Here is an 18,654-nt window from a genome sequence, read left to right on the forward strand (position 1 = left end):
ACAGTGCGTTTAGTGGGAATGTCTCGCGGAAGCCACATTCATTGTGGCGGCTTCGCGTTCCTTCATCAGCAGTTCACTCATCTGGTCTGCTGTCGGCTTGTTCACGTCCGCCACGATCTGGCCGTCGGCGAACACGAGCGCACGGTCGGCGTAAGACGCGGCGACCGCATCATGCGTGACCATGATGATGGTTTGGCCAAGTTCGTTGACGGAACGTTTCAGGAAGCTCAGCACTTCGGCGCTTGATACGGAGTCAAGATTGCCGGTAGGCTCGTCTGCGAACACCAGTTTCGGTTTGGTGATCAATGCTCGTGCGATGGCCACACGCTGCTGTTGACCTCCCGATAGTTCGTTCGGACGATGGTTGAGACGTTCCTTAAGGCCAAGCGTTTCCACCAGCAGACGCAACCACTGTCGATCGGGTTTCGCTCCAGCCAAGGTCAATGGCATGAGAATGTTCTGTTCGGCGGTGAACATCGGTAGCAGATTGAAGCTTTGGAAGATGAATCCGATATCGCGGCGGCGCAGCAACGTAAGCTGGTTGTCGTTCATGCGCGTCAGATCGTCGCCATTGAATATGATGTGCCCGCCGGTTGCACAATCCAGTCCTGCCAACGTGTGCATCAACGTGGATTTGCCGGAACCGGAAGGTCCCATAATCGCCGTGAATTTTCCTTTTTCAAAAGCGACGTTGACGCCACGCAACGCATGCACCGTGTTATTTCCGGAACCGTAGTCCTTCACAAGATCCACGGTTGCAATGGCCGTATTGGTAGCTTTGATGGTGTCCCTGATATCCATGCTGTCATTCCTTTCTTTGGATTACCTCCAAAATTACGGAAAAACAGCTGATTCGAATATCATGCGTTGGTCTGAATTATCATCTCATCCTTGAGAATGAGCAAAGACGAGGCGCCTAATGCCATTGATTCATCAATCGTCGAGGAGCACACCATCCTGCGGAGGTTCGAGCCAGTACGACTCTTTTTCCACGCTGACGGTGGAAGCCCACCATGTCTGATCCACGCCTGGCAGCGAACGGATGGACTCATCCACCACACGCCATAAGTCCTCGTCATCTCCGGCGATGATTTCGATGAGATAGTCGGCGCCATTCAAACCGACCCCGCTCATTGCATATGTCACCTCGTCGATTGCTAACAACTGTTCGACGTCGAGCCTATACGGAGGCTTCACACCGATGCCGAGAAACGCTTGGCGGAATCCACCTAAACGCATGGGGCTTACCGTGGCCATAATGCGCATCACACCGGAATCCTCCAGTTTTTTGACGCGCCCACGAATCGCGGTGTGCGTCACACCAAGATGTTCCCCCAGCATGGCGTAACTTGCCCTGCCGTCTTTCTGCAATTCGTTGAACGTGTGCACGAATCGCGCGTCCAACCGATGCACGGGAATATCGGTGCCGACGCTGGCCTCACGTTTAGTCATGAATCCAGTTTCGCCGCGTTCGGCCAGCAGACGGTTGACTACGCTGACATTATGGTCGTCAAGCACCAATCGACCGCAGGAGAACACTTGCAGACGGGTCAATCCGGGCAGTGCGCGCAAATCGTACTTCAGGAAATGGTCCATACCTTCGGCTGAATACACCACGGCTTCGGCGATGATGTCGGCATCGCCCAGCGTGCAGACCACATAGGTGACCTGAGGCATGGCTTTGAGCATGGCGAGCGCCTCGTTGCGATTGCCGTTGATGCGAAGTCCCACAAGCACCTGACTGTAATTTCCGAGACTCAACGGATTGCATACGGGCACAATGGTCATGATGCCCGCATCAGTGAGCCGTTTGTAGCTTTCCGTCGCCGCATATACGGAAATGCCGATTTTATCGGCAAGCGCCTGCATGGTCATGCGTCCGTTGCATTGCAGCGCCGATACCACCTTCAAATCACGTGCGGTGATTGTGGTACGCCCTTCATCCTGCGTCATCACGCCTCCCTATGACAGCCATGTCATCAACCACACGCTGCCTGCGGTGGCGGCGATGGTAATCACGAGAATAATCCAGTCGGCAATTCTCATCGTAAGGTTGACCCGATAGGTGCGTTTCACGCCGTTCCGATTCAGGTTGAGTCCGCGCGATTCCATGGCCCAGCCCACGCTTTGGCTCATTTTGTAGGCGCGGATCAATACGGCGATGATGATCGGCAGATACGATTTGAACCGGTCTACGAGACGTACGAATATGTTGCGTTTTTTACCTGCCGCATTGACTTTGCCGCTCAGATCAAGCCCTCGAGCACGCTGCGCTTCGGACACGGATTGGAAGATGGAGAAGAACACAGGAATATACCGTAATGCGGTTGCCAAGGTAAGCCCGGCCTTGTAGGGCACACCGAGCGAGGTAAGGCCACGAACCAGTTTGGTCTGGCTGGTGGTGAACAGCGTGATGAAGCATGCAAAGCCGAGCGCTGGAATGCGCAGACCCATCACCGCCGCCATGAGCAGGTTCTCCTGCGTGAGACGCAGCCATCCCCACTGCCAGAGCACGTGCGTTCCACTCTGGTCGAAGACCGGCCAAAGCACCACGATGAACACGATGAGCACGGCGAGGATCTTCCACACCCATCCAATGCGTTCGGCGGGCACACGGTCGGTGGCGAGCATCACATGTTCGAGAATGAGGATGCCGAGGATGAACGCCCAGTTACGCCATACGAGGCAAAGGGCCAGCATGACGATGGAGATGAGGAATTTGACGCGCGGATCGGTGCGATGCAACCATCCGTCGCCTGGCACATACAGGTCGGCATCCATCAGCGTTCCTCCTTGTCGCATTCATCCTTGGCGATTTTCAACAATACGTGGGTCGCTGATACCGGACCGCGCGACTTGTGCGGTTGCCGCGCTTGTCGCGCGGGCGATTGTTGCGCTTCCTGCGATTTGTCGATCGGTCCATATTGCACGATATGACCGTCTTCCAATTCGAGCACGTGCGTGCAGTACCGATATACGGCACGCATGTCATGGCTGATCATGATGACGGTGACGCCATGCCGATTGAGTTTTTCCACGGTTCCAAGGAATCGTGATGCGAGACGATGGTCGAGACCCGCTGTAGGTTCGTCGAGGACGAGTATTGGCGTGCGCATGGCGATCACCGAAGACAATGCCACCGCACGTCGTTCGCCGTAACCGAGCGTGGCCGGCGAAACGTCCTCATACCGGTGCAGGTCGAACAATGTCATCATTTCGTCGACACATTTGAACACGGTGGCCGCGTCAAGTCCGAGCGCGGTCGGACCGAACGCGATCTCCTCTTTGGTGCTGGAGCAGAAGATCTGATGGTCGGGATTTTGGAATACGAATCCGACGTGCGCGGCCATTTCGCCCACGCTATGCTTCGATACGTCGAGCCCATCCACCTTCACGATTCCCTGTGTGGGTTGGATCAGCCCGTTCAAATGCTTGGCGAGCGTAGTCTTGCCTGACCCGTTGCGCCCGATAAGCCCCACGAAGGCGCCCTGTTCAATATCCAGACTGATATCATCCAGTGCGGGAGACGCATTGCCACCCTGTCCATAACGGTGCGTCACATGGTCCAGACTGATGACCGCATGCTTCGGCTTGCCGTCGTTCCTTACCGGCAGCGCCTTGATGACGGGGGACGGTCCGTCGCTCACCTGCACTCCGGAGGACTCCAACAGTCCGCGTTCCCGGGTGAATAGGCTTGTGTCTCCATTGCGTATCACTTCGCCGTTGACCATGAACAGCACCTGATCGGCCCAATAGGCGATGTGTTCGGTATCTTGTTCGGCTATGATCACCGTCATGGAACGGGTCTGGCGAATGCGTTCGAGCACGTCGAACACTTCCTGCTTGCCTGCGGGGTCGAGTGCCGCAGTCGGTTCGTCAAGAATGAGCACATCGGGTTCCGCAGCGAGCGCGGCCGCGATGGCCACACGCTGCATCTGACCTCCCGACAGGCTGGTCGGCATGCGTTTGCGGTATCCGGTCATGCCGACCAAGTCAAGCATGATGTCGATCTGCTTATCGATGAGGCTCGGTGCGACTCCACGGTTTTCCAAAGGGAAAGCAATCTCATCCTCGACACTCGAACAAAACAGTTGTGCCTCAGGATCCTGTTGCACGTAGCCGACGCGCTCCGACAGCGCCGAGACGGAGTGCCTACTCGTATTCATGCCGTTGATTTCCACAACGCCACTCATGGTGCCGTCGGCCAGGTTCGGAATGATGCCGGCCAATGCCATGCATAGCGTGGATTTGCCGGCTCCGGTCGGTCCGATGATGCCGACGAAGGATCCGGACCGGATGTCGAAGCTGACATGCTTGAGGCTTTCCACCGGCTTACCCCCGTCGGCCAGTGGCGCGTACTTCCACCCTAAGTCGCGAACCGTAATCATGACGTCCACCCCGTGCTTCCACATTTTTTTCGCAGCCGGCAGCCGCGTTTCACAATAAAACCCGTGGAATCGCCATTCATCGGCAAATCCACGGGCCTGCCTTCACATGATATTAATGTATCACTCCCCCGCCTTGATACTGAGATTGCCCAAACGCACCAGCGGCGGATAAGCCTGGCGAACGGCGATGAACAGCGCGAAGCCCACAATCAGGCCCACCGCCATCTGGAAGGAGTTGCCCGCGATCTCGCCCAGAGCCGGGCCGAATCCGGAAAGGATTCCGCCTGCGATGAAATAGCCGAACACCTTCCACACGCCTGCGACCACCGAGCCGATGATGATGTTCGCCGGATTGAACTTCTTGACGAGCAGGCCCACGAGCACGGCCTGCAGGCCATCGATGACGAACGTGAAGATGGCCCACTGCGGATAACCGGAGATCAGATCACTCAACGCCGGGCCGAGACCGCCGATAATGCCGCCCACCCATGGTCCGAACGCATACGCGCTGAAATAGATCATGGTGTCAGACAGGTTAAGGTAGCCACGAATCGGGGTCGGGATCTTCACAAGCATGGTCAGCACCGTGGTGACCGCGGTCATAATGGCGACTAGCGGAATGGTGTTGACCTGCAACGCCTTTTTGATATCGTTCTTGACTTCTTGGGCCATGATCTCTTCTCTCTTTACGTTATCCTCAATATCATCAGTAATACTTGTATTTTTGAAAGAATCTAATGCTCTTCTCTTTCAAAGAAAAGAATTGAGATATTGCTTTTCGTAACAGTCGCAGATTCTATACCACCTGTAATACATTGAGATGACATCGTTTGCAGATACGACGAAACAGTCTGCGACACCTCCCCTTCTTTTCGGTGTCGCAGACCGTTTCATTTGTTTAGAATGGCGTTATTCCGCCGATCCGATGTGTTTCACTTGGCGAGGCCGGATTCGCGCAGGGCCGCGAAACCACCCTTGAGATCATCGAGGATGTCTTCGATGTTCTCGGTGCCGATGGACAGGCGGATGGTGCCCTGGTGGATGCCCTGGTCCTCGAGCTCCTCCAGCGTCTCCTGGGAGTGCGTGGTGGAGGCCGGGTGGATCACGAGGCTCTTGGCGTCGGCCACGTTGGCCAACAGGCTGAACAGGTGCAGGTTGTCGATGAACACACGTGCCGCGGCCTTGCCGCCCCTGATGTCGAAGGTGAAGATGGAGCCGCCGCCGTTCGGGAAGTACTTCTTGTACAGCTCATTGTCCTTGCGGCCTTCGATGGACGGGTGGGAGATGGATTCGACTTCCGGAACGGTCTTCAGGTAGTCGATGACCTTCAGCGCGTTCTCAACGTGGCGTTCGACACGCAGCGACAGGGTTTCGGTTCCCTGCAGCAGCAGGAAGGCCGCGAACGGAGACAGGGTGGCGCCGGTGTCGCGCAGCAGGATGGCGCGGATGCGGGTCACGAACGCGGAACCGCCCAGGGCCTCGTAGAAGTTCAATCCGTGATAGGACGGATCCGGCTCGGTCAGGGTCGGGAACTTGCCGGGCACTTCGGCCCAGTTGAAGTTGCCGCCTTCCACGATCACACCGCCGAGTGTGGTGCCGTGGCCGCCGATGAACTTGGTTGCGGATTCGACTACGACGTCAGCGCCGTGCTCCAGCGGGCGGAACAGGTACGGGGTGGCGAAGGTGTTGTCGACGATCACCGGCAGATGATGCTTGTGGGCGATGGCGGTGATGGCTTCGAAGTCCGGCAGGTCGGCGTTCGGATTGCCGAAGGTCTCGAAGTAGACGAGCTTGGTGTTGTCCTGGATGGCGTCCTCAAACTCCTGCGGATTCTCGGCGGAGACGAAGGTGGTGGTGATGCCGTCACGCGGCAGGGTGTGACGCAGCAGGTTGAAGGTGCCACCGTAGATGTTCTTGGCGGCGACGATGTGATCGCCGGACTGGGTGATGTTGCGCACCGCGTATTCGACCGCGGCTGCGCCGGATGCGACGGCCAGGCCTGCGGTGCCGCCTTCGAGGGCTGCGATGCGGTCTTCGAACACACCTTGGGTGGAGTTGGTCAGGCGGCCGTAGATGTTACCTGGATCAGCCAGTCCGAAACGGGCCTCGGCATGGTCGAAATTATGGAACACGTAGCTGGTGGTCTGGTAGATCGGCACCGCACGGGAATCGGTTGCCGGGTCGGCCTGCTCCTGGCCGACGTGAAGCTGCAGGGTTTCGAAGCGGTAGTTTTTGGAATCTGCCATGGTTTCTGCTCCTTGTGTGGAATGGTTCGTTGCTTGTCTTGCTGGCCACCCGCCTTGCCGTGTGTGGCGGTTGGTCAGGTGTTGGTAGTGACAATAATCCGGCCGCTCTCTGCAATGCAAGCCGAACGTTATCGCACTTGCCTATACCCCTTTATAAACCGTTGCAATCATTGCCATTCGAGCCCTGCAAAACCGTTCTGACAACCGTTTGAAAATCTGCGACACGCCGGCAAACGGTGCTGCGGTGATACACCGTGCGAAGCGTCAGGACTCCGAAGTCAGACGGGAGGCTAAAGTCGTGGTCAGACAATCGCAAGAGAGGGTTTCAACATGGATGACGTGATTCTGTATGATCGCGACCCGCATTATGTTCCGCGCGTTGCGGCGGTGCATGACATGTGCGGCTACGGCAATTGCTCGCTGACGGCGGCCATTCCAATCCTGTCGGCGGCCGGATGCGACGTATGCCCGGTGCCGACCGCGCTATTTTCGGCACACACGCGCTACAGCGTATTCACGTTCCACGATACGACTGAGATTTTGGACGGCTATCTGGACGCATGGCGTAAGGAAAACGTCGATTTGGACGGCGTGTATTCCGGTTTTCTTGGCTCCGCCGAACAGGTTGCGATCATCAAACGACTGTATTCGCAATATCCGCATGCCCTACGTTTGGTGGATCCGGTAATGGGAGACGGCGGCGAAATCTACGCCACATACACACCGGAACTCTGCGAAGCTATGGGCACGCTGGTGGATGGCGCCGACGTGCTGATGCCGAATCTGACGGAAGCGTCCATACTGACGAAGCGCGCATATCCGGGGCGTGATCTGAGCGATGCCGAAGTAAATGACATGATTGACGCATTGCTTGATTTGGGTGCGAAAAACGTGGTTTTAAAAGGCATCGACCATAACGATGGCATGATTCGCAATTATGTTGCCTCAGCCGCTTCGGGGGCTTCCGGCAAGCAGGAGCTTGCTCACAGCAAGCTGCCGTTCATGACGCATGGTACCGGCGACGCGTTCGCTTCCGCACTCTGCGGCGCGCTGATGACGGGCAAGCCGTTAGCCGAATCGGCGCATATCGCAGGCGAGTTCGTGCGTCATGCCATGGAAAACACGCAGTATCAGCCGCATCATGATGAACGTGGCGTGAGCTTCGAACTGAATCTTGACGAGCTGACGCAGCTGGTCCATCGCTGAGCATTCCGATCGCATACGGTTTCGGGCGTTCCATAGCCATTGGTCCCGTGGAGCAATGTGGATAACGGCAAGTTATCCACCGACTATCCCAAACACGCCCGAAACCGTATCCTTTATCCACATTTGCCGTTCACGCTTGCTTCACACCGGTTCTTTCTGCTGGACTTGAACCATGAACGGCAACACAACACATGACTCTCCGACCGCAACGCGGCGTTCGGAACAGCTTCTTGATTCCATCGCGCAGCGATTGCATGACGGTACGCTGTGCGCACGGCAGCTCGGCGAACTCGGCGAACAGTATGCGGCCGCATGGCTGGAAAGCCAAGGCTGGCAGACGCTCGACCGCAATTGGCACTGCCGGTATGGCGAACTCGACATCGTCTCACGCGACGAAGCGGGAATCATCGTCTTCGTCGAAGTCAAAACCAGGCGGACGCTCCGCTACGGCACTCCACAGGAAGCCGTGACGCCATCTAAGCAGATCAACCTGCGCCACGCGGCCGTGCAATGGCTGTCGGGCAGCGACCATCGCACACCACACAACGGCGTACGATTCGACGTCATCACCGTCATCGTACGTGACGGCAAGCCGCTTATGCACCATATCGAAGGAGCGTTCTGATGGCCATCGGCAGCGCACTTTCCGTAGGGCTGATCGGACTGAAAGCCTTCATCATCCAAATCCAGGCGTTCGTCTCCCCCGGACTTCCTTACTTCTCCATCATTGGACTTCCCGACACCTCGCTTTCCGAAGCGAGGGAACGTGTCAAATCCGCATGCCAGGCCAGCGGCGCAAAATGGCCGGAAACACGGGTCACGGTCAATCTTTCACCGGCATCCATGCCCAAACGCGGCTCCTCTCATGATCTGGCGATCGCAGCGAGCGTGCTCAGCGCATCCGGAACGATACCCCACGATTGCCTGAACGACACCGTCGTGCTCGGGGAAGTGAATCTCGACGGCACGGTGCTTCCCATCAACGGCCTACTGCCGATTCTGCTGCATGCACGCGATCAAGGCATCTGCAAGGTGATTGTGCCACATGCCAATCTGGACGAAGCCGCCCTCGTGCCCGACGTCAACGCCATCGGCGTGCGCCACGTGGGCGAATTGATCGAACTGATGGGAGGCACCGCGAAGTACGAGATTCCCGACCTGATCAGGGACGTGAACCCCAACGACGCCGCCATGTCGATATACCCTTCCCCGGGAGACATGAATGAGGTCATGGGGCAGGAAACGGCCAAATGGGCATTGGAGGTGGCGGCCGCAGGTGGACACCATCTGATGATGACCGGCCCTCCCGGTACCGGAAAAACCATGCTTGCTTCGCGCATTCCCGGCATTATGAGCCCGTTAAGCGAATCGGAACAGCTGGAAGTCGCATCAATCCGCTCCCTATGCGGCACATTGCCCAGCTATGGCATCAGCGACATTCCACCATTCGAAGCGCCGCACCATACCGCATCCACCGCGTCCCTGGTCGGCGGTGGCGCAGGGTTGGCGCAGCCAGGCGCGATCACACGGGCGCACCGGGGCATTCTGTTCATGGACGAGGCGCCCGAATTCTCGGCACGCACCCTGCAAACATTGCGCGAACCCTTGGAATCCGGGTACGTGGCAATATCGCGTGCGAAAGGCACCACCTACTATCCAGCGAGATTCCAACTGATCATGGCGGCCAATCCCTGCCCCTGCGGTTACGCCTACGGCAACGGTGAACGCTGCACATGCAAGGAAAAAGACCGTATCAAATACTTCAGCCGACTGTCCGGGCCGATCCTCGACCGCATCGACATTCAAATCGAAGTGCCTCCCGTGGAACGAATCAATCCAGGGATGGCTCCTTCCGGCGAATCCAGCCACGCCATTCGCCTGCGGGTCATCGTGGCAAGGCAAACCGCGCAGGAGCGTTTTCATGAATTCGGGTGGGTCTGCAATGCGCAGGCCACCGGAATATGGCTTCGCGCCAACACGTCCACGAAAGCCATCGAACTGGTGAACCATGCGTTGGCCAGTGAACGGCTCAGTCTCAGAGGTGCAGACCGTGCCATGCGGCTCGCATGGACTCTGGCCGACCTATCAGGCAAAACCTCTCCGGGACCGGAAGAGATGATGCAGGGAATCTCCATGAGGACGAAGCTGACATGAACGAAAATACGAATGCGAACGGCAACGCAGCCGCTATCGACGACGAGACCCTGGCACGTGCGGTGCTCACCTACTGTCTGGACAGCGCCGACGCGATGATGTACGCGCTGATCAAAGGCATCGGATCAGCCACGCACACCTTGCAACTACTCGCCGACAGCGGTCCAGGCAATCATGAAAACGTGGCCACGGCCGCTTGCAAAACCCTGGATGCGGCGTTCATCAACGGCATCACGCGTTGGGGGCGCAGCATCAACTCCCGAGGCATGGCCTCATTCCATGGCGCGATGGTTTCCTGGCAGCATCGTTTGACCACACTGCCCAGCACCGATTCCGACGAGCTCAAGGATTGGTTCACAACAGGGGGTACACAGTGGATCGTCGCACCACACCATCCCTGCTGGCCTTCGCAGCTCGCCGACCTCACCATGCATACGGATTGGGCCGCCCCATTATGCCTTTGGGGGCAAGGCAGCCCGCAAGCATTGGTGTCATGTCCGGAACCGATCGGCGTCGTCGGGTCACGCGGAGTGAGCGAATACGGAAGGCAAAGTGCACACGAGCTTGCCAAACAGGCAGCCCGTGCCGGGCACCTCATAGTATCCGGGGGCGCCTTGGGCACCGATGCGGCCGCCCACTGGGGTGCCATCCAAGCCATGGACGAAATCGGGGCTCCCCTCGCGGGCCGCACCGTCGCGGTATTTGCCGGAGGACTCAACCATATCGGGCCGAAAAGCAACGGACGCCTTTTTGAAACCATCATCAGCCACTCCGGCGCACTGATCTCGGAACTGTGCCCAGGAACCGCTCCGGAAGCCAGACGATTCCTCATTAGAAACCGTCTGATAGCGGCCTTGTCGTCCAGCCTCATCGTCGCCCAGGCGCGCGCACGTTCAGGCGCGCTCAACACCGCGGGATGGGCCGACGAACTCAACCGCCGCGTATTCGCGGTGCCAGGAGACGTGACCATGCCACACAACACGGGCTGCAACCGGCTCATTCAAGAAAGACGCGCAAACATCATCTGCTCACTGACCGACATCGATGAATTCTGCCATGCCTCGCACCGCCCGCAACCAGTCGTCATAGACGACGAACAGACGGAAGAACCAGCCGACGACGTCCTGCCGGAATCAGACGACACCACCAGAACCATATTGAAAGCCATACGACAATGCGACGCGAAGTATGGCCATGTCTCCACTGACGGGCTGCTCGCCATACTGGCAAAGACCAATCCCGAAGAATATCCGATCTCACGAATCGTATTGGAACTCGGCGTACTGGAACTCAACGGGCTCATCAGCACGCAACACGGCAACATCACCATCATCAACGCAAACACCGCTCAACAGCGCAACTAACACCGCCAATCGTCACAGCCGCCGACAAACAAACACGCAAGAACATGTGAAAACACGCATACGACAACATGCCCGTCATCCAACGAACCGCAACGAGGTCACACCTTGTGCGAAAATCGTTGGTATGAGTCCGAAGCATGTTGAAGATATGTATGATGCAGTAATCGTCGGCGCAGGAGCGGCAGGTCTTTCCGCAGCGTTAGGAATGTTGCGAAGCGAACGGATGCAGGAGCTGAAGAAAGCCGGCATCGAACCGAATATTCTAGTGATTTCCAAGCTCCAGCCGTTGCGCTCGCACACTGGTTCCGCAGAAGGCGGCATCGCGGCCAGCCTCGGCAATGTCGAACACGACGATTGGCATTGGCACTACTACGACACCGTCAAAGGCGGCGATTGGCTGGTCGATCAGGATGCGGCCGAACTGTTCGCGCAAGAGGCCCCGGCAACGGTCATCGAACTGGAACATGCCGGCGTGGCGTTCTCCCGCACCGAAGACGGGCACATCGCCCAGCGTCGTTTCGGTGGGCACACCAAGGATTTCGGCAAGGAACCGGTTCGCCGAGCCGCATACGCCGCAGACCGCATCGGCCATCAGATCCTCTTCTCGCTGTGGCAACAGTGCGTGGCGGAAGGCGTCGAATTCGCGGAAGAATGGTATGTAACCGATCTGGTGATCAACGAAGATGGCACCAAAGCCGAAGGCGTAGTGGCATTCGACACCCATAAAGGTCAAGTGCACGCCATTCATGCGCGCAACGTGCTTCTGGCCACCGGAGGCGCAGGCCGCCTGTTCCACACCACATCCAATTCGTGGGATCTGACCGGCGACGGCATGGCGCTCGCACTGCATGCCGGGCTGCAGCTGGAAGACAACGAATTCGTACAATTTCACCCGACCGGCTTGGCACATACCGGCATTCTGCTGTCGGAAGCGGCCCGCGCGGAAGGTGGCGTGCTCCGTAATGCCGATGGCGAGGCCTTCATGGAAAAGTACGCTCCCGGGCACGCCGATCTGGCTGCGCGAGACGTGGTCAGCCGCTCCATCACCGCTGAAATCGACGCCGGACGTGGCGTGGCGGATCCGAAGGATCCAGATGGCCCGAAGGATTGCGTGTGGCTCGATATGACCGGCATTGATGCCGACCATATGCATGAAGTGCTGCCTCAGGTGGTGGAAACCATCGAAAAGTACGCCGATCTTGACCCGACCAAGGATTATGTGCCGGTCAAACCGACCGCACACTACACCATGGGCGGCATTCCGATCACCACCAACGGCGAGGTATATCGTTGGACTGACGGCGAACGCGCCATCGTTGACGGCCTGTTCGCAGCCGGCGAATGCTCGTGTGTATCCGTGCACGGCGCGAACCGTCTTGGCGGCAACTCCCTGCTGGATGCCTGCCTGTTCGGCACTCGTTCCGGCAAGGCGCTTGCGGAACGCATCGCCGCCGCTCCGGTGAATGATCCGATGGCCGAAGCCGTTGAAGAGGCCGAAGATGGAACAGACGACGTGCGGCAGGCCGCCGATGCACGTTCCTCTGAATTGAAGGATCTTCTGACGCAGCTTCCCGAAGACGACGAGCACGCTTCGGATAATCCGTATCAGCTTATGGCCGACTTAGGATCCGTTATGGAAAAAGCGGTCGCCGTGCGCTGCGATGCGAACAGCATCGAGCAGGCGCAGGCCGTATTGCGTAGCGATCTGGAAGCCCGCGCCCAGGTTTTGCATGCGCATTCCGATTCCGCCACGTTCAATCAGGAGATCACCGCCATTTGGGAGGTGCGACATCTGCTTGAGCTTGGTTCGGCCGTGCTTGCGGCGTCCGACGCTCGCCATGAGTCCCGCGGATCATTGAAACGTCTTGACTTCCCGGAACGTGATGATGAGCAGTTCCTCGCCCATTCCATGGTGGATGCTTCCGGACAAATCTCCTGGCAGCCGGTACATATTGTGAACATGCCGCCAAAGGCCCGTGAGTACTGATCCCTCTGGGCACGGTGTATGGCAAACTTGTTGTCGGTTTTTATTGGAAAGGCGAGTAGATGAGCGGCATGGAAAACGGCATGAACACGGTGACGTTGCGGGTCAATAGGTTCGCCCCGCGCCCCGAACGTGCCCGCGACCGCGAACGCGGGGGCTCCCCGTTCGCCAGGAAAAGCTCTCCGTTCGGAGATTCCGGCGCGTCGGCGCGTCGCCGTCTCCGCGGCAAGCAGTGGGTGCAGGATTACACGTTGCGTGTGCGCCCGGAAGACACGGTGCTTGATTGCCTGTTGAAGATCAAGAGAACCGTAGATCCGACTTTGGCATTCCGCTATTCCTGCGGTCATGGCATGTGCGGCTCCGACGCGGTGTCCATCAATGGCACGCCGACGCTATTATGTACCGCTTCCGTCAGGGATTGGGCCAAGCAGCCGAATACCGTATTAGTGGACGATGAGGGATTCCGCCATACCGGAGACGCAGATGCGTCGCTTGCAGATGACGCCGTTTCCGTTTCTTCAGGCGATCTTGGCGTAATCGAGCTCGCTCCCCTGCCGGGTTTCCCCGTACAGCGTGACCTGGTTGCCGATATCGATCAGATGCTCGATCAGATCAGGAAGCTTAAGCCGTATTTGCAGGCCAATAACGAATTAGCCACCACCAAAGACGGCAAAATCAACGCTTTCGAATATCTGCAGAATCCTCAGCAGCTTGCCAAATATGAGCTGCTCGCCAATTGCATTGCCTGTGGCACTTGCGAAGGAAGCTGCCCAGTGTACGCCGGAGGCGAGGCGTTCATCGGTCCAGCGGCGTTGATTACCGCGTCTCGCTTCATCAATGATTCGCGAGATGGTCAGGCGAATGCTCGTATGGATGCCATTGATTCCGCGGACGGCATCGCAGCATGTCAGTCGGTTCGCGCCTGCACCCGCGAATGCCCACGTGGCATCGACGTCGGCGAGGAAATCTGGCAACTAATCGCCCAAGTCAAGGAACGCTGAACCCATGGATAGAACGTCGTACACCAATCTCGCCAAGTCTTGGGAATACGTTGAAGATCATGCGTTCTCACGCCAGTCGACCAATCTGAACGCCATTCGTACCCACGCCGAAGAAGCGGGCATTCCGCAGGGTTCCGCGGCACAGGCGGAGTTGTTGCGCATGCTGGTGCATATGGTGGATGCGTCGTCAGTGATTGCCGTCGGCACCGGTTCCGTAGTGGAAACGTTGCAGCTTGTCAATGGTTTGGATAACAGGGGGCAGCTTACCGCGGTCGATTCCTCTTCCCAAGGCATTGCGCTGATTCGCACGTTGTTCAATCGTCTTTCCGACGAAACGCAGACCACGCTTCGCGCAGTGAATGCTCCTGTCAACGTGTTTCTGCCGCGTTTGAACGCCGAAACATACGATTTGATCGTTGTTGCCGGCGATGCCGAAAATTATGCTGCCTCTTTTGACCAGGCTCCCCGCCTGCTGAAGAAGCATGGTGTGATCGTGTTCACAGATGTGCTCGCTTTCGACGCTGCGACTTCCGCAGGTGGCGTATTGAATCCCGCCAACCGCGACGCTAAATCCATTGCCATGCGTACCCTGCTGGAAACCGTGGAATCCGATGAACGTTTCATCACCGCGCTCACTCCGACCGGTACGGGTCTGCTCGTGGCAGTCAAACGCTAGTATGGCCGTTCCCAGCGGCCTACCGTTTCCTCATACAAAAAGCCGACGCTCACAATATGTGATAAGCGTCGGCTTTTGTTGTGTCTGGCGTATGGCGCAGAATGCCATACGCCAGAGCGTCGTTATTTGACCTTTGGATGTGTGTTGATCATCTGGCTGACCACAACGGTGCCGTCTTCAAGCACAGATTCCACTTCCCCGGCAGCGTCCTCGTCGGCAGTATGATGCTTATGTTTCGACGATGCGGCAGCGGTCAGTTCGAACTTTTTCGATTGACGGCTTAACAGAATACCGGAGATCACCGCCGCGACCATGGAGCCAACAAGCACGCCGAAGCGTGCCTCCGCAGATAATTCGGCATCCTTATATGCGAGCGAGGAAATCAGGAACGACACGGTGAAGCCAATGCCGCAAGCGCAGGCTGCGGGGAACATGTCGCGCACACGCAGCCCCTTAGCCATCTTCAATCCAGCCACGTGCGTGGAAAGCCAGGCCGTAATCATGATGCCCAAAGGCTTGCCGATCACCAACGCCACCATGACGGCAACAACGACCGGCGAAACGAACAGCGCCAAAGTCAACGATTCAAAATGCACGCCTGTGGCGAACAGCGCGAAAATCGGCAAGGCCAGCAACGCGGAAAACGGTTGCAGCTTATCCGCATAACGTTCGGCACGTGGAGTCTTTTCGCCGTAGCATTCATGCGCGGGAGTAAGCAGACCCACCAACACGCCAGCCAAGGTGGGATGCACACCGGCTTCAAACATCATCACCCAAGCCAGAATACCGACGATGGCCACGGCAAACCATGGCACTTTGCGCATACGCACGAGGAAATACCATACGACCGCACACACGGCGATGCCGACGAACCAGTACCATGCGTTCACCGAGGAGAAGAACACCGCGATCAGAATGATGGCAAGCAGATCGTCCACCGTAGCCAATGTCATCAGGAACGCGCGAATGGAACCTGGCAACGCCTTGGCGAACAAGGCAAGCACGGCCAGCGAAAACGCGATATCCGTGGCTGTAGGAACCGCCCAACCGTGGGACATCTCACCCAATGTGAAACTCGTTCCGGAAGCGATGACCAGCGAATCTGAACCGAAACCGGAGAACAAGAACAGCGTCAATAAGAATAACACCGGCGGGGCCATCATGCCACCGACCGCGCACAGCATCGGCACCGCAGCCGCCTTGGGATTCGCCAGTGAGCCGGTAGTAAGTTCCTGCTTCAATTCCAGTCCAACGGTCAGGAAGAACACCGTCAAAAGGCCGTCTTGTACCCAGTGGCCCAATCCCATGTCGATATTGGTGTGGGGAATGGCGATGCGGAAGCTCTCCAGCTCTTCGAACGCATGTGCCGTAAATGGCAGGTTCGCAAGCAGTAGACCGGCAAGTGCGAAACCGAGCATAATCAAACCCGATATGCGATCGGAAGCGGCGATATATCGTATTTTCGCCCAGAGTCCCTGCTTACGTTCGGTCATTGCTCTCCCGTCTGTTGCCGTGAGTATCCACGGCCCGCCATTCACTTAAGAAAAGCGTCTGCGGTATTGGCATGCGCAGACGCTTCAATAGCGGTTCCAGTGTACCGAGAGGTGTCGGCGTTTATGTTTCCAAACCGTCTTTTTCACTGGGGCTCACAGTTTTATTCGGCATGGCGGCTTTTCTTGTACCACACCGTTCGCCCGGAGAGAAACCGACCGTATCTCGGCAAAAGCCGCTTTACATAGGCATGCTGGTGGGTTTGCGTCGATTGCATTGGTTGAACAGTACTCACGGCAGCGCCGCCGTTACTCTCAGAAAACGAAAGCCTCCCCCGCATTTCGCGAGGGAGGTTCATGTGCGCGAGACAGGATTCGAACCTGCGACCTGCTGATCCGTAGTCAGCTGCTCTAATCCGCTGGGCTACTCGCGCAACGTCATCTCATTTGTTTATGCCACCTGATGACCGGTGGCCGGTGCGCGAGACAGGATTCGAACCTGCGACCTGCTGATCCGTAGTCAGCTGCTCTAATCCGCTGGGCTACTCGCGCAACGTTGCTTGTTTTCGGCAACTCGAATAAGATACACCCAAATGGCCGCGCAGCAAAATCTCGGCGTGTCGCACTTGTTTCCGCGGATTTCAGATATGGATTGCAATTGCGTAAAACCCTACGAAATCTGAAATCTTACGAATGTGTATGCGACACGCCGCAAACGCTACGCGGCGCGCCTGCGGGGAATCTCCTCCGTCGAAACCTTCAGCAGTTTCGGAGTGCCGGAGCCATTGACGGAAGCCTCATCCACCACCACTTCCGACACGCCGGTCATACTCGGCAGCTGGAACATCGTATCTTCCAAGGTCTTCTCAATAATCGACCGCAAGCCGCGCGCTCCCGTACCCCTGCGAATCGACGTGGCCGCAATCTGCCGCACCGCATCCTCGGTGAACGTCAACGTCACCCCATCGATCGCAAACAACTTCTGATACTGCTTGACCAGCGCATTTTCCGGTTCGACCAGGATGCGCGCCAAATCATCCTCCGTAAGCTCCTCAAGCACGCTCACCACCGGCAATCTGCCGATGAATTCAGGCAATAAACCGAAATCGGCAAGATCGTCGGCCGAGGCCTGGGCAAGCAGCTCACGATTCGGCACCTCGTGATCATGCCAGGCCGCACCAAATCCGCTTTCGCGAGCACCTAGGCGCTGTGCCACAATATCGGCGAGTCCAACGAAAGCACCACCGCAAATGAACAGAATGTCGCGGGTGTCGATCTGCACCGTCTCCATTTCCCGATGTTTGCGTGAACCTTCCACAGGCACGGAAGCCACAGTGCCTTCCAAAATCTTCAGCAGGGCCTGCTGCACGCCCTCACCTGACACATCGCGCGTAATAGACGTGTTCTCGCCGCTTTTGCGCGCTATCTTGTCGATTTCGTCAATATAGATGATGCCCTGCTGCGCACGCGCCACATCGCCGTCAGCGGCCTGGATAAGGCGTTGCAGCACGGTTTCCACATCGTCACCCACATAACCGGCTTCGGTGAGCGTGGTGGCGTCAGCGATCACGAACGGCACGTTCATGACTTTCGCCAGCGTCTGCGCAAGATACGTCTTGCCCACACCGGTAGGTCCCAGCAGCAGAATATTCGATTTGGCCACCTGCACGCCAGCCAACGGATCGTCGTTTTCGCGGGTTGCACGATCGCTTAATTCCGTGGATTCGTGCATTTCCATGTTGACGCGCTTGTAATGGTTGTATACAGCCACGGAAAGCGTACGTTTGGCTGACTCCTGCCCAACCACATAGTTGTCGAGATAGGCGCTGATCTGGGCCGGTTTCGGCAACTGCAACGTATTCAGCTGGGCATCCTTGACACGTTCTTCGGAAATGATGTCGACGCATAGCTCGATGCATTCGTCGCAAATGGCCGCGCCCGACCCGGTAACGAGCTTGCGTACCTGATTTTCCGTTTTACCGCAGAACGTGCATCGTGACACTTCGTCGTTATAGCTGACCACTCGTCCCATTCGCACCCCTTTGTTTTTCGTACCTGCCATTGAACAACTGACGCCATGCGATCGTCATTGAAAACACAATACCCCTGCCGACGCCTGGCAGGGGTATTGATTTGTGAAGATGC

15 protein-coding genes and 2 tRNA genes are annotated in these 18,654 nt (G+C 57.4%); 7 read left to right on the top strand and 10 right to left on the bottom strand.

What is annotated here, in order from left to right:
- Positions 1 to 9: 9 nt before the first annotated feature.
- The 6 genes from CE153_RS05260 to CE153_RS05285 form a co-directional block, all read right to left on the bottom strand.
- Complete coding sequence (locus tag CE153_RS05260) at positions 10 to 801, bottom strand: ABC transporter ATP-binding protein (RefSeq protein ID WP_080789545.1); 792 nt, start codon at positions 799 to 801, stop codon at positions 10 to 12.
- 132 nt (positions 802 to 933) lie between these two features.
- Entirely contained in the window at positions 934 to 1,953 is a 1,020-nt protein-coding gene (locus CE153_RS05265) for an Lrp/AsnC family transcriptional regulator (protein ID WP_099595409.1), read from the bottom strand.
- 9 nt (positions 1,954 to 1,962) lie between these two features.
- Complete coding sequence (locus CE153_RS05270) at positions 1,963 to 2,781, bottom strand: energy-coupling factor transporter transmembrane component T family protein (RefSeq protein WP_003836602.1); 819 nt, start codon at positions 2,779 to 2,781, stop codon at positions 1,963 to 1,965.
- Entirely contained in the window at positions 2,781 to 4,388 is a 1,608-nt protein-coding gene (locus CE153_RS05275; RefSeq protein WP_099595540.1) for an ABC transporter ATP-binding protein, read from the bottom strand. The genes CE153_RS05270 and CE153_RS05275 overlap by 1 nt, the downstream gene beginning before the upstream one ends.
- A gap of 120 nt (positions 4,389 to 4,508) precedes the next feature.
- The gene (locus CE153_RS05280; protein WP_099595410.1) at positions 4,509 to 5,060 is read right to left on the bottom strand and encodes an ECF transporter S component; all 552 of its coding nucleotides are present in this window, start codon (positions 5,058 to 5,060) and stop codon (positions 4,509 to 4,511) included.
- A 260-nt stretch (positions 5,061 to 5,320) separates the two neighbouring features.
- Entirely contained in the window at positions 5,321 to 6,634 is a 1,314-nt protein-coding gene (locus tag CE153_RS05285; RefSeq protein ID WP_099595411.1) for an O-acetylhomoserine aminocarboxypropyltransferase/cysteine synthase family protein, read from the bottom strand.
- Between the two features lie 330 nt (positions 6,635 to 6,964).
- Between CE153_RS05285 and CE153_RS05295 the strand changes: the two genes are divergently transcribed.
- From CE153_RS05295 to CE153_RS05325, 7 genes are all read left to right on the top strand, one after another.
- A complete protein-coding gene (locus CE153_RS05295) occupies positions 6,965 to 7,840 on the top strand; it encodes a pyridoxamine kinase (RefSeq protein WP_099595413.1) in 876 nt (291 codons plus the stop codon).
- 172 nt (positions 7,841 to 8,012) lie between these two features.
- Positions 8,013 to 8,465, top strand: a complete 453-nt coding sequence (locus CE153_RS05300) for a YraN family protein (protein WP_099595414.1) — start codon at positions 8,013 to 8,015, stop codon at positions 8,463 to 8,465.
- A complete protein-coding gene (locus CE153_RS05305; protein ID WP_099595415.1) occupies positions 8,465 to 9,994 on the top strand; it encodes a YifB family Mg chelatase-like AAA ATPase in 1,530 nt (509 codons plus the stop codon). The genes CE153_RS05300 and CE153_RS05305 overlap by 1 nt, the downstream gene beginning before the upstream one ends.
- Positions 9,991 to 11,358, top strand: coding sequence for a DNA-processing protein DprA (locus CE153_RS05310; protein ID WP_099595416.1), 1,368 nt, complete (start codon positions 9,991 to 9,993; stop codon positions 11,356 to 11,358). Before CE153_RS05305 ends, CE153_RS05310 begins: the two co-directional genes overlap by 4 nt.
- Before the next feature lie 124 nt (positions 11,359 to 11,482).
- Positions 11,483 to 13,345 (top strand): FAD-binding protein, encoded by a 1,863-nt coding sequence (locus CE153_RS05315; RefSeq protein ID WP_099595417.1) that lies wholly within the window; start codon positions 11,483 to 11,485, stop codon positions 13,343 to 13,345.
- A gap of 59 nt (positions 13,346 to 13,404) precedes the next feature.
- On the top strand, positions 13,405 to 14,343 hold the full coding sequence (locus CE153_RS05320; protein WP_099595418.1) for a succinate dehydrogenase/fumarate reductase iron-sulfur subunit: 939 nt from the start codon (positions 13,405 to 13,407) through the stop codon (positions 14,341 to 14,343).
- A 4-nt stretch (positions 14,344 to 14,347) separates the two neighbouring features.
- Positions 14,348 to 15,019, top strand: coding sequence for an O-methyltransferase (locus tag CE153_RS05325; protein WP_099595419.1), 672 nt, complete (start codon positions 14,348 to 14,350; stop codon positions 15,017 to 15,019).
- A gap of 122 nt (positions 15,020 to 15,141) precedes the next feature.
- Here the strand turns inward: CE153_RS05325 and nhaA are convergent, their stop codons facing one another.
- The 4 genes from nhaA to clpX form a co-directional block, all read right to left on the bottom strand.
- Complete coding sequence (nhaA, locus tag CE153_RS05330) at positions 15,142 to 16,512, bottom strand: Na+/H+ antiporter NhaA (RefSeq protein ID WP_099595420.1); 1,371 nt, start codon at positions 16,510 to 16,512, stop codon at positions 15,142 to 15,144.
- A 357-nt stretch (positions 16,513 to 16,869) separates the two neighbouring features.
- Positions 16,870 to 16,943 (bottom strand) — tRNA-Arg (locus CE153_RS05335).
- Positions 16,944 to 16,987: 44 nt separating this feature from the next.
- Positions 16,988 to 17,061 (bottom strand) — tRNA-Arg (locus CE153_RS05340).
- Positions 17,062 to 17,227: 166 nt separating this feature from the next.
- Positions 17,228 to 18,541, bottom strand: coding sequence for an ATP-dependent Clp protease ATP-binding subunit ClpX (gene clpX / locus CE153_RS05345; protein WP_099595421.1), 1,314 nt, complete (start codon positions 18,539 to 18,541; stop codon positions 17,228 to 17,230).
- Positions 18,542 to 18,654: the final 113 nt, after the last annotated feature.

The sequence above is a fragment of the Bifidobacterium sp. N4G05 genome, assembly GCF_002742445.1.
Taxonomy (GTDB): Bacteria; Actinomycetota; Actinomycetes; order Actinomycetales; family Bifidobacteriaceae; genus Bifidobacterium; species Bifidobacterium hominis.

What these genes read in the sequence shown, in the direction of transcription:
- CE153_RS05260 (WP_080789545.1), bottom strand. Translation starts at nt 801, where the DNA reads ATGGATATCAGGGACACCATCAAAGCTACCAATACGGCCATTGCAACC.
- CE153_RS05265 (WP_099595409.1), bottom strand. Translation starts at nt 1,953, where the DNA reads ATGACGCAGGATGAAGGGCGTACCACAATCACCGCACGTGATTTGAAG.
- CE153_RS05270 (WP_003836602.1), bottom strand. Translation starts at nt 2,781, where the DNA reads ATGGATGCCGACCTGTATGTGCCAGGCGACGGATGGTTGCATCGCACC.
- CE153_RS05275 (WP_099595540.1), bottom strand. Translation starts at nt 4,388, where the DNA reads ATGATTACGGTTCGCGACTTAGGGTGGAAGTACGCGCCACTGGCCGAC.
- CE153_RS05280 (WP_099595410.1), bottom strand. Translation starts at nt 5,060, where the DNA reads ATGGCCCAAGAAGTCAAGAACGATATCAAAAAGGCGTTGCAGGTCAAC.
- CE153_RS05285 (WP_099595411.1), bottom strand. Translation starts at nt 6,634, where the DNA reads ATGGCAGATTCCAAAAACTACCGCTTCGAAACCCTGCAGCTTCACGTC.
- CE153_RS05295 (WP_099595413.1), top strand. Translation starts at nt 6,965, where the DNA reads ATGGATGACGTGATTCTGTATGATCGCGACCCGCATTATGTTCCGCGC.
- CE153_RS05300 (WP_099595414.1), top strand. Translation starts at nt 8,013, where the DNA reads ATGAACGGCAACACAACACATGACTCTCCGACCGCAACGCGGCGTTCG.
- CE153_RS05305 (WP_099595415.1), top strand. Translation starts at nt 8,465, where the DNA reads ATGGCCATCGGCAGCGCACTTTCCGTAGGGCTGATCGGACTGAAAGCC.
- CE153_RS05310 (WP_099595416.1), top strand. Translation starts at nt 9,991, where the DNA reads ATGAACGAAAATACGAATGCGAACGGCAACGCAGCCGCTATCGACGAC.
- CE153_RS05315 (WP_099595417.1), top strand. Translation starts at nt 11,483, where the DNA reads ATGAGTCCGAAGCATGTTGAAGATATGTATGATGCAGTAATCGTCGGC.
- CE153_RS05320 (WP_099595418.1), top strand. Translation starts at nt 13,405, where the DNA reads ATGAGCGGCATGGAAAACGGCATGAACACGGTGACGTTGCGGGTCAAT.
- CE153_RS05325 (WP_099595419.1), top strand. Translation starts at nt 14,348, where the DNA reads ATGGATAGAACGTCGTACACCAATCTCGCCAAGTCTTGGGAATACGTT.
- nhaA (WP_099595420.1), bottom strand. Translation starts at nt 16,512, where the DNA reads ATGACCGAACGTAAGCAGGGACTCTGGGCGAAAATACGATATATCGCC.
- clpX (WP_099595421.1), bottom strand. Translation starts at nt 18,541, where the DNA reads ATGGGACGAGTGGTCAGCTATAACGACGAAGTGTCACGATGCACGTTC.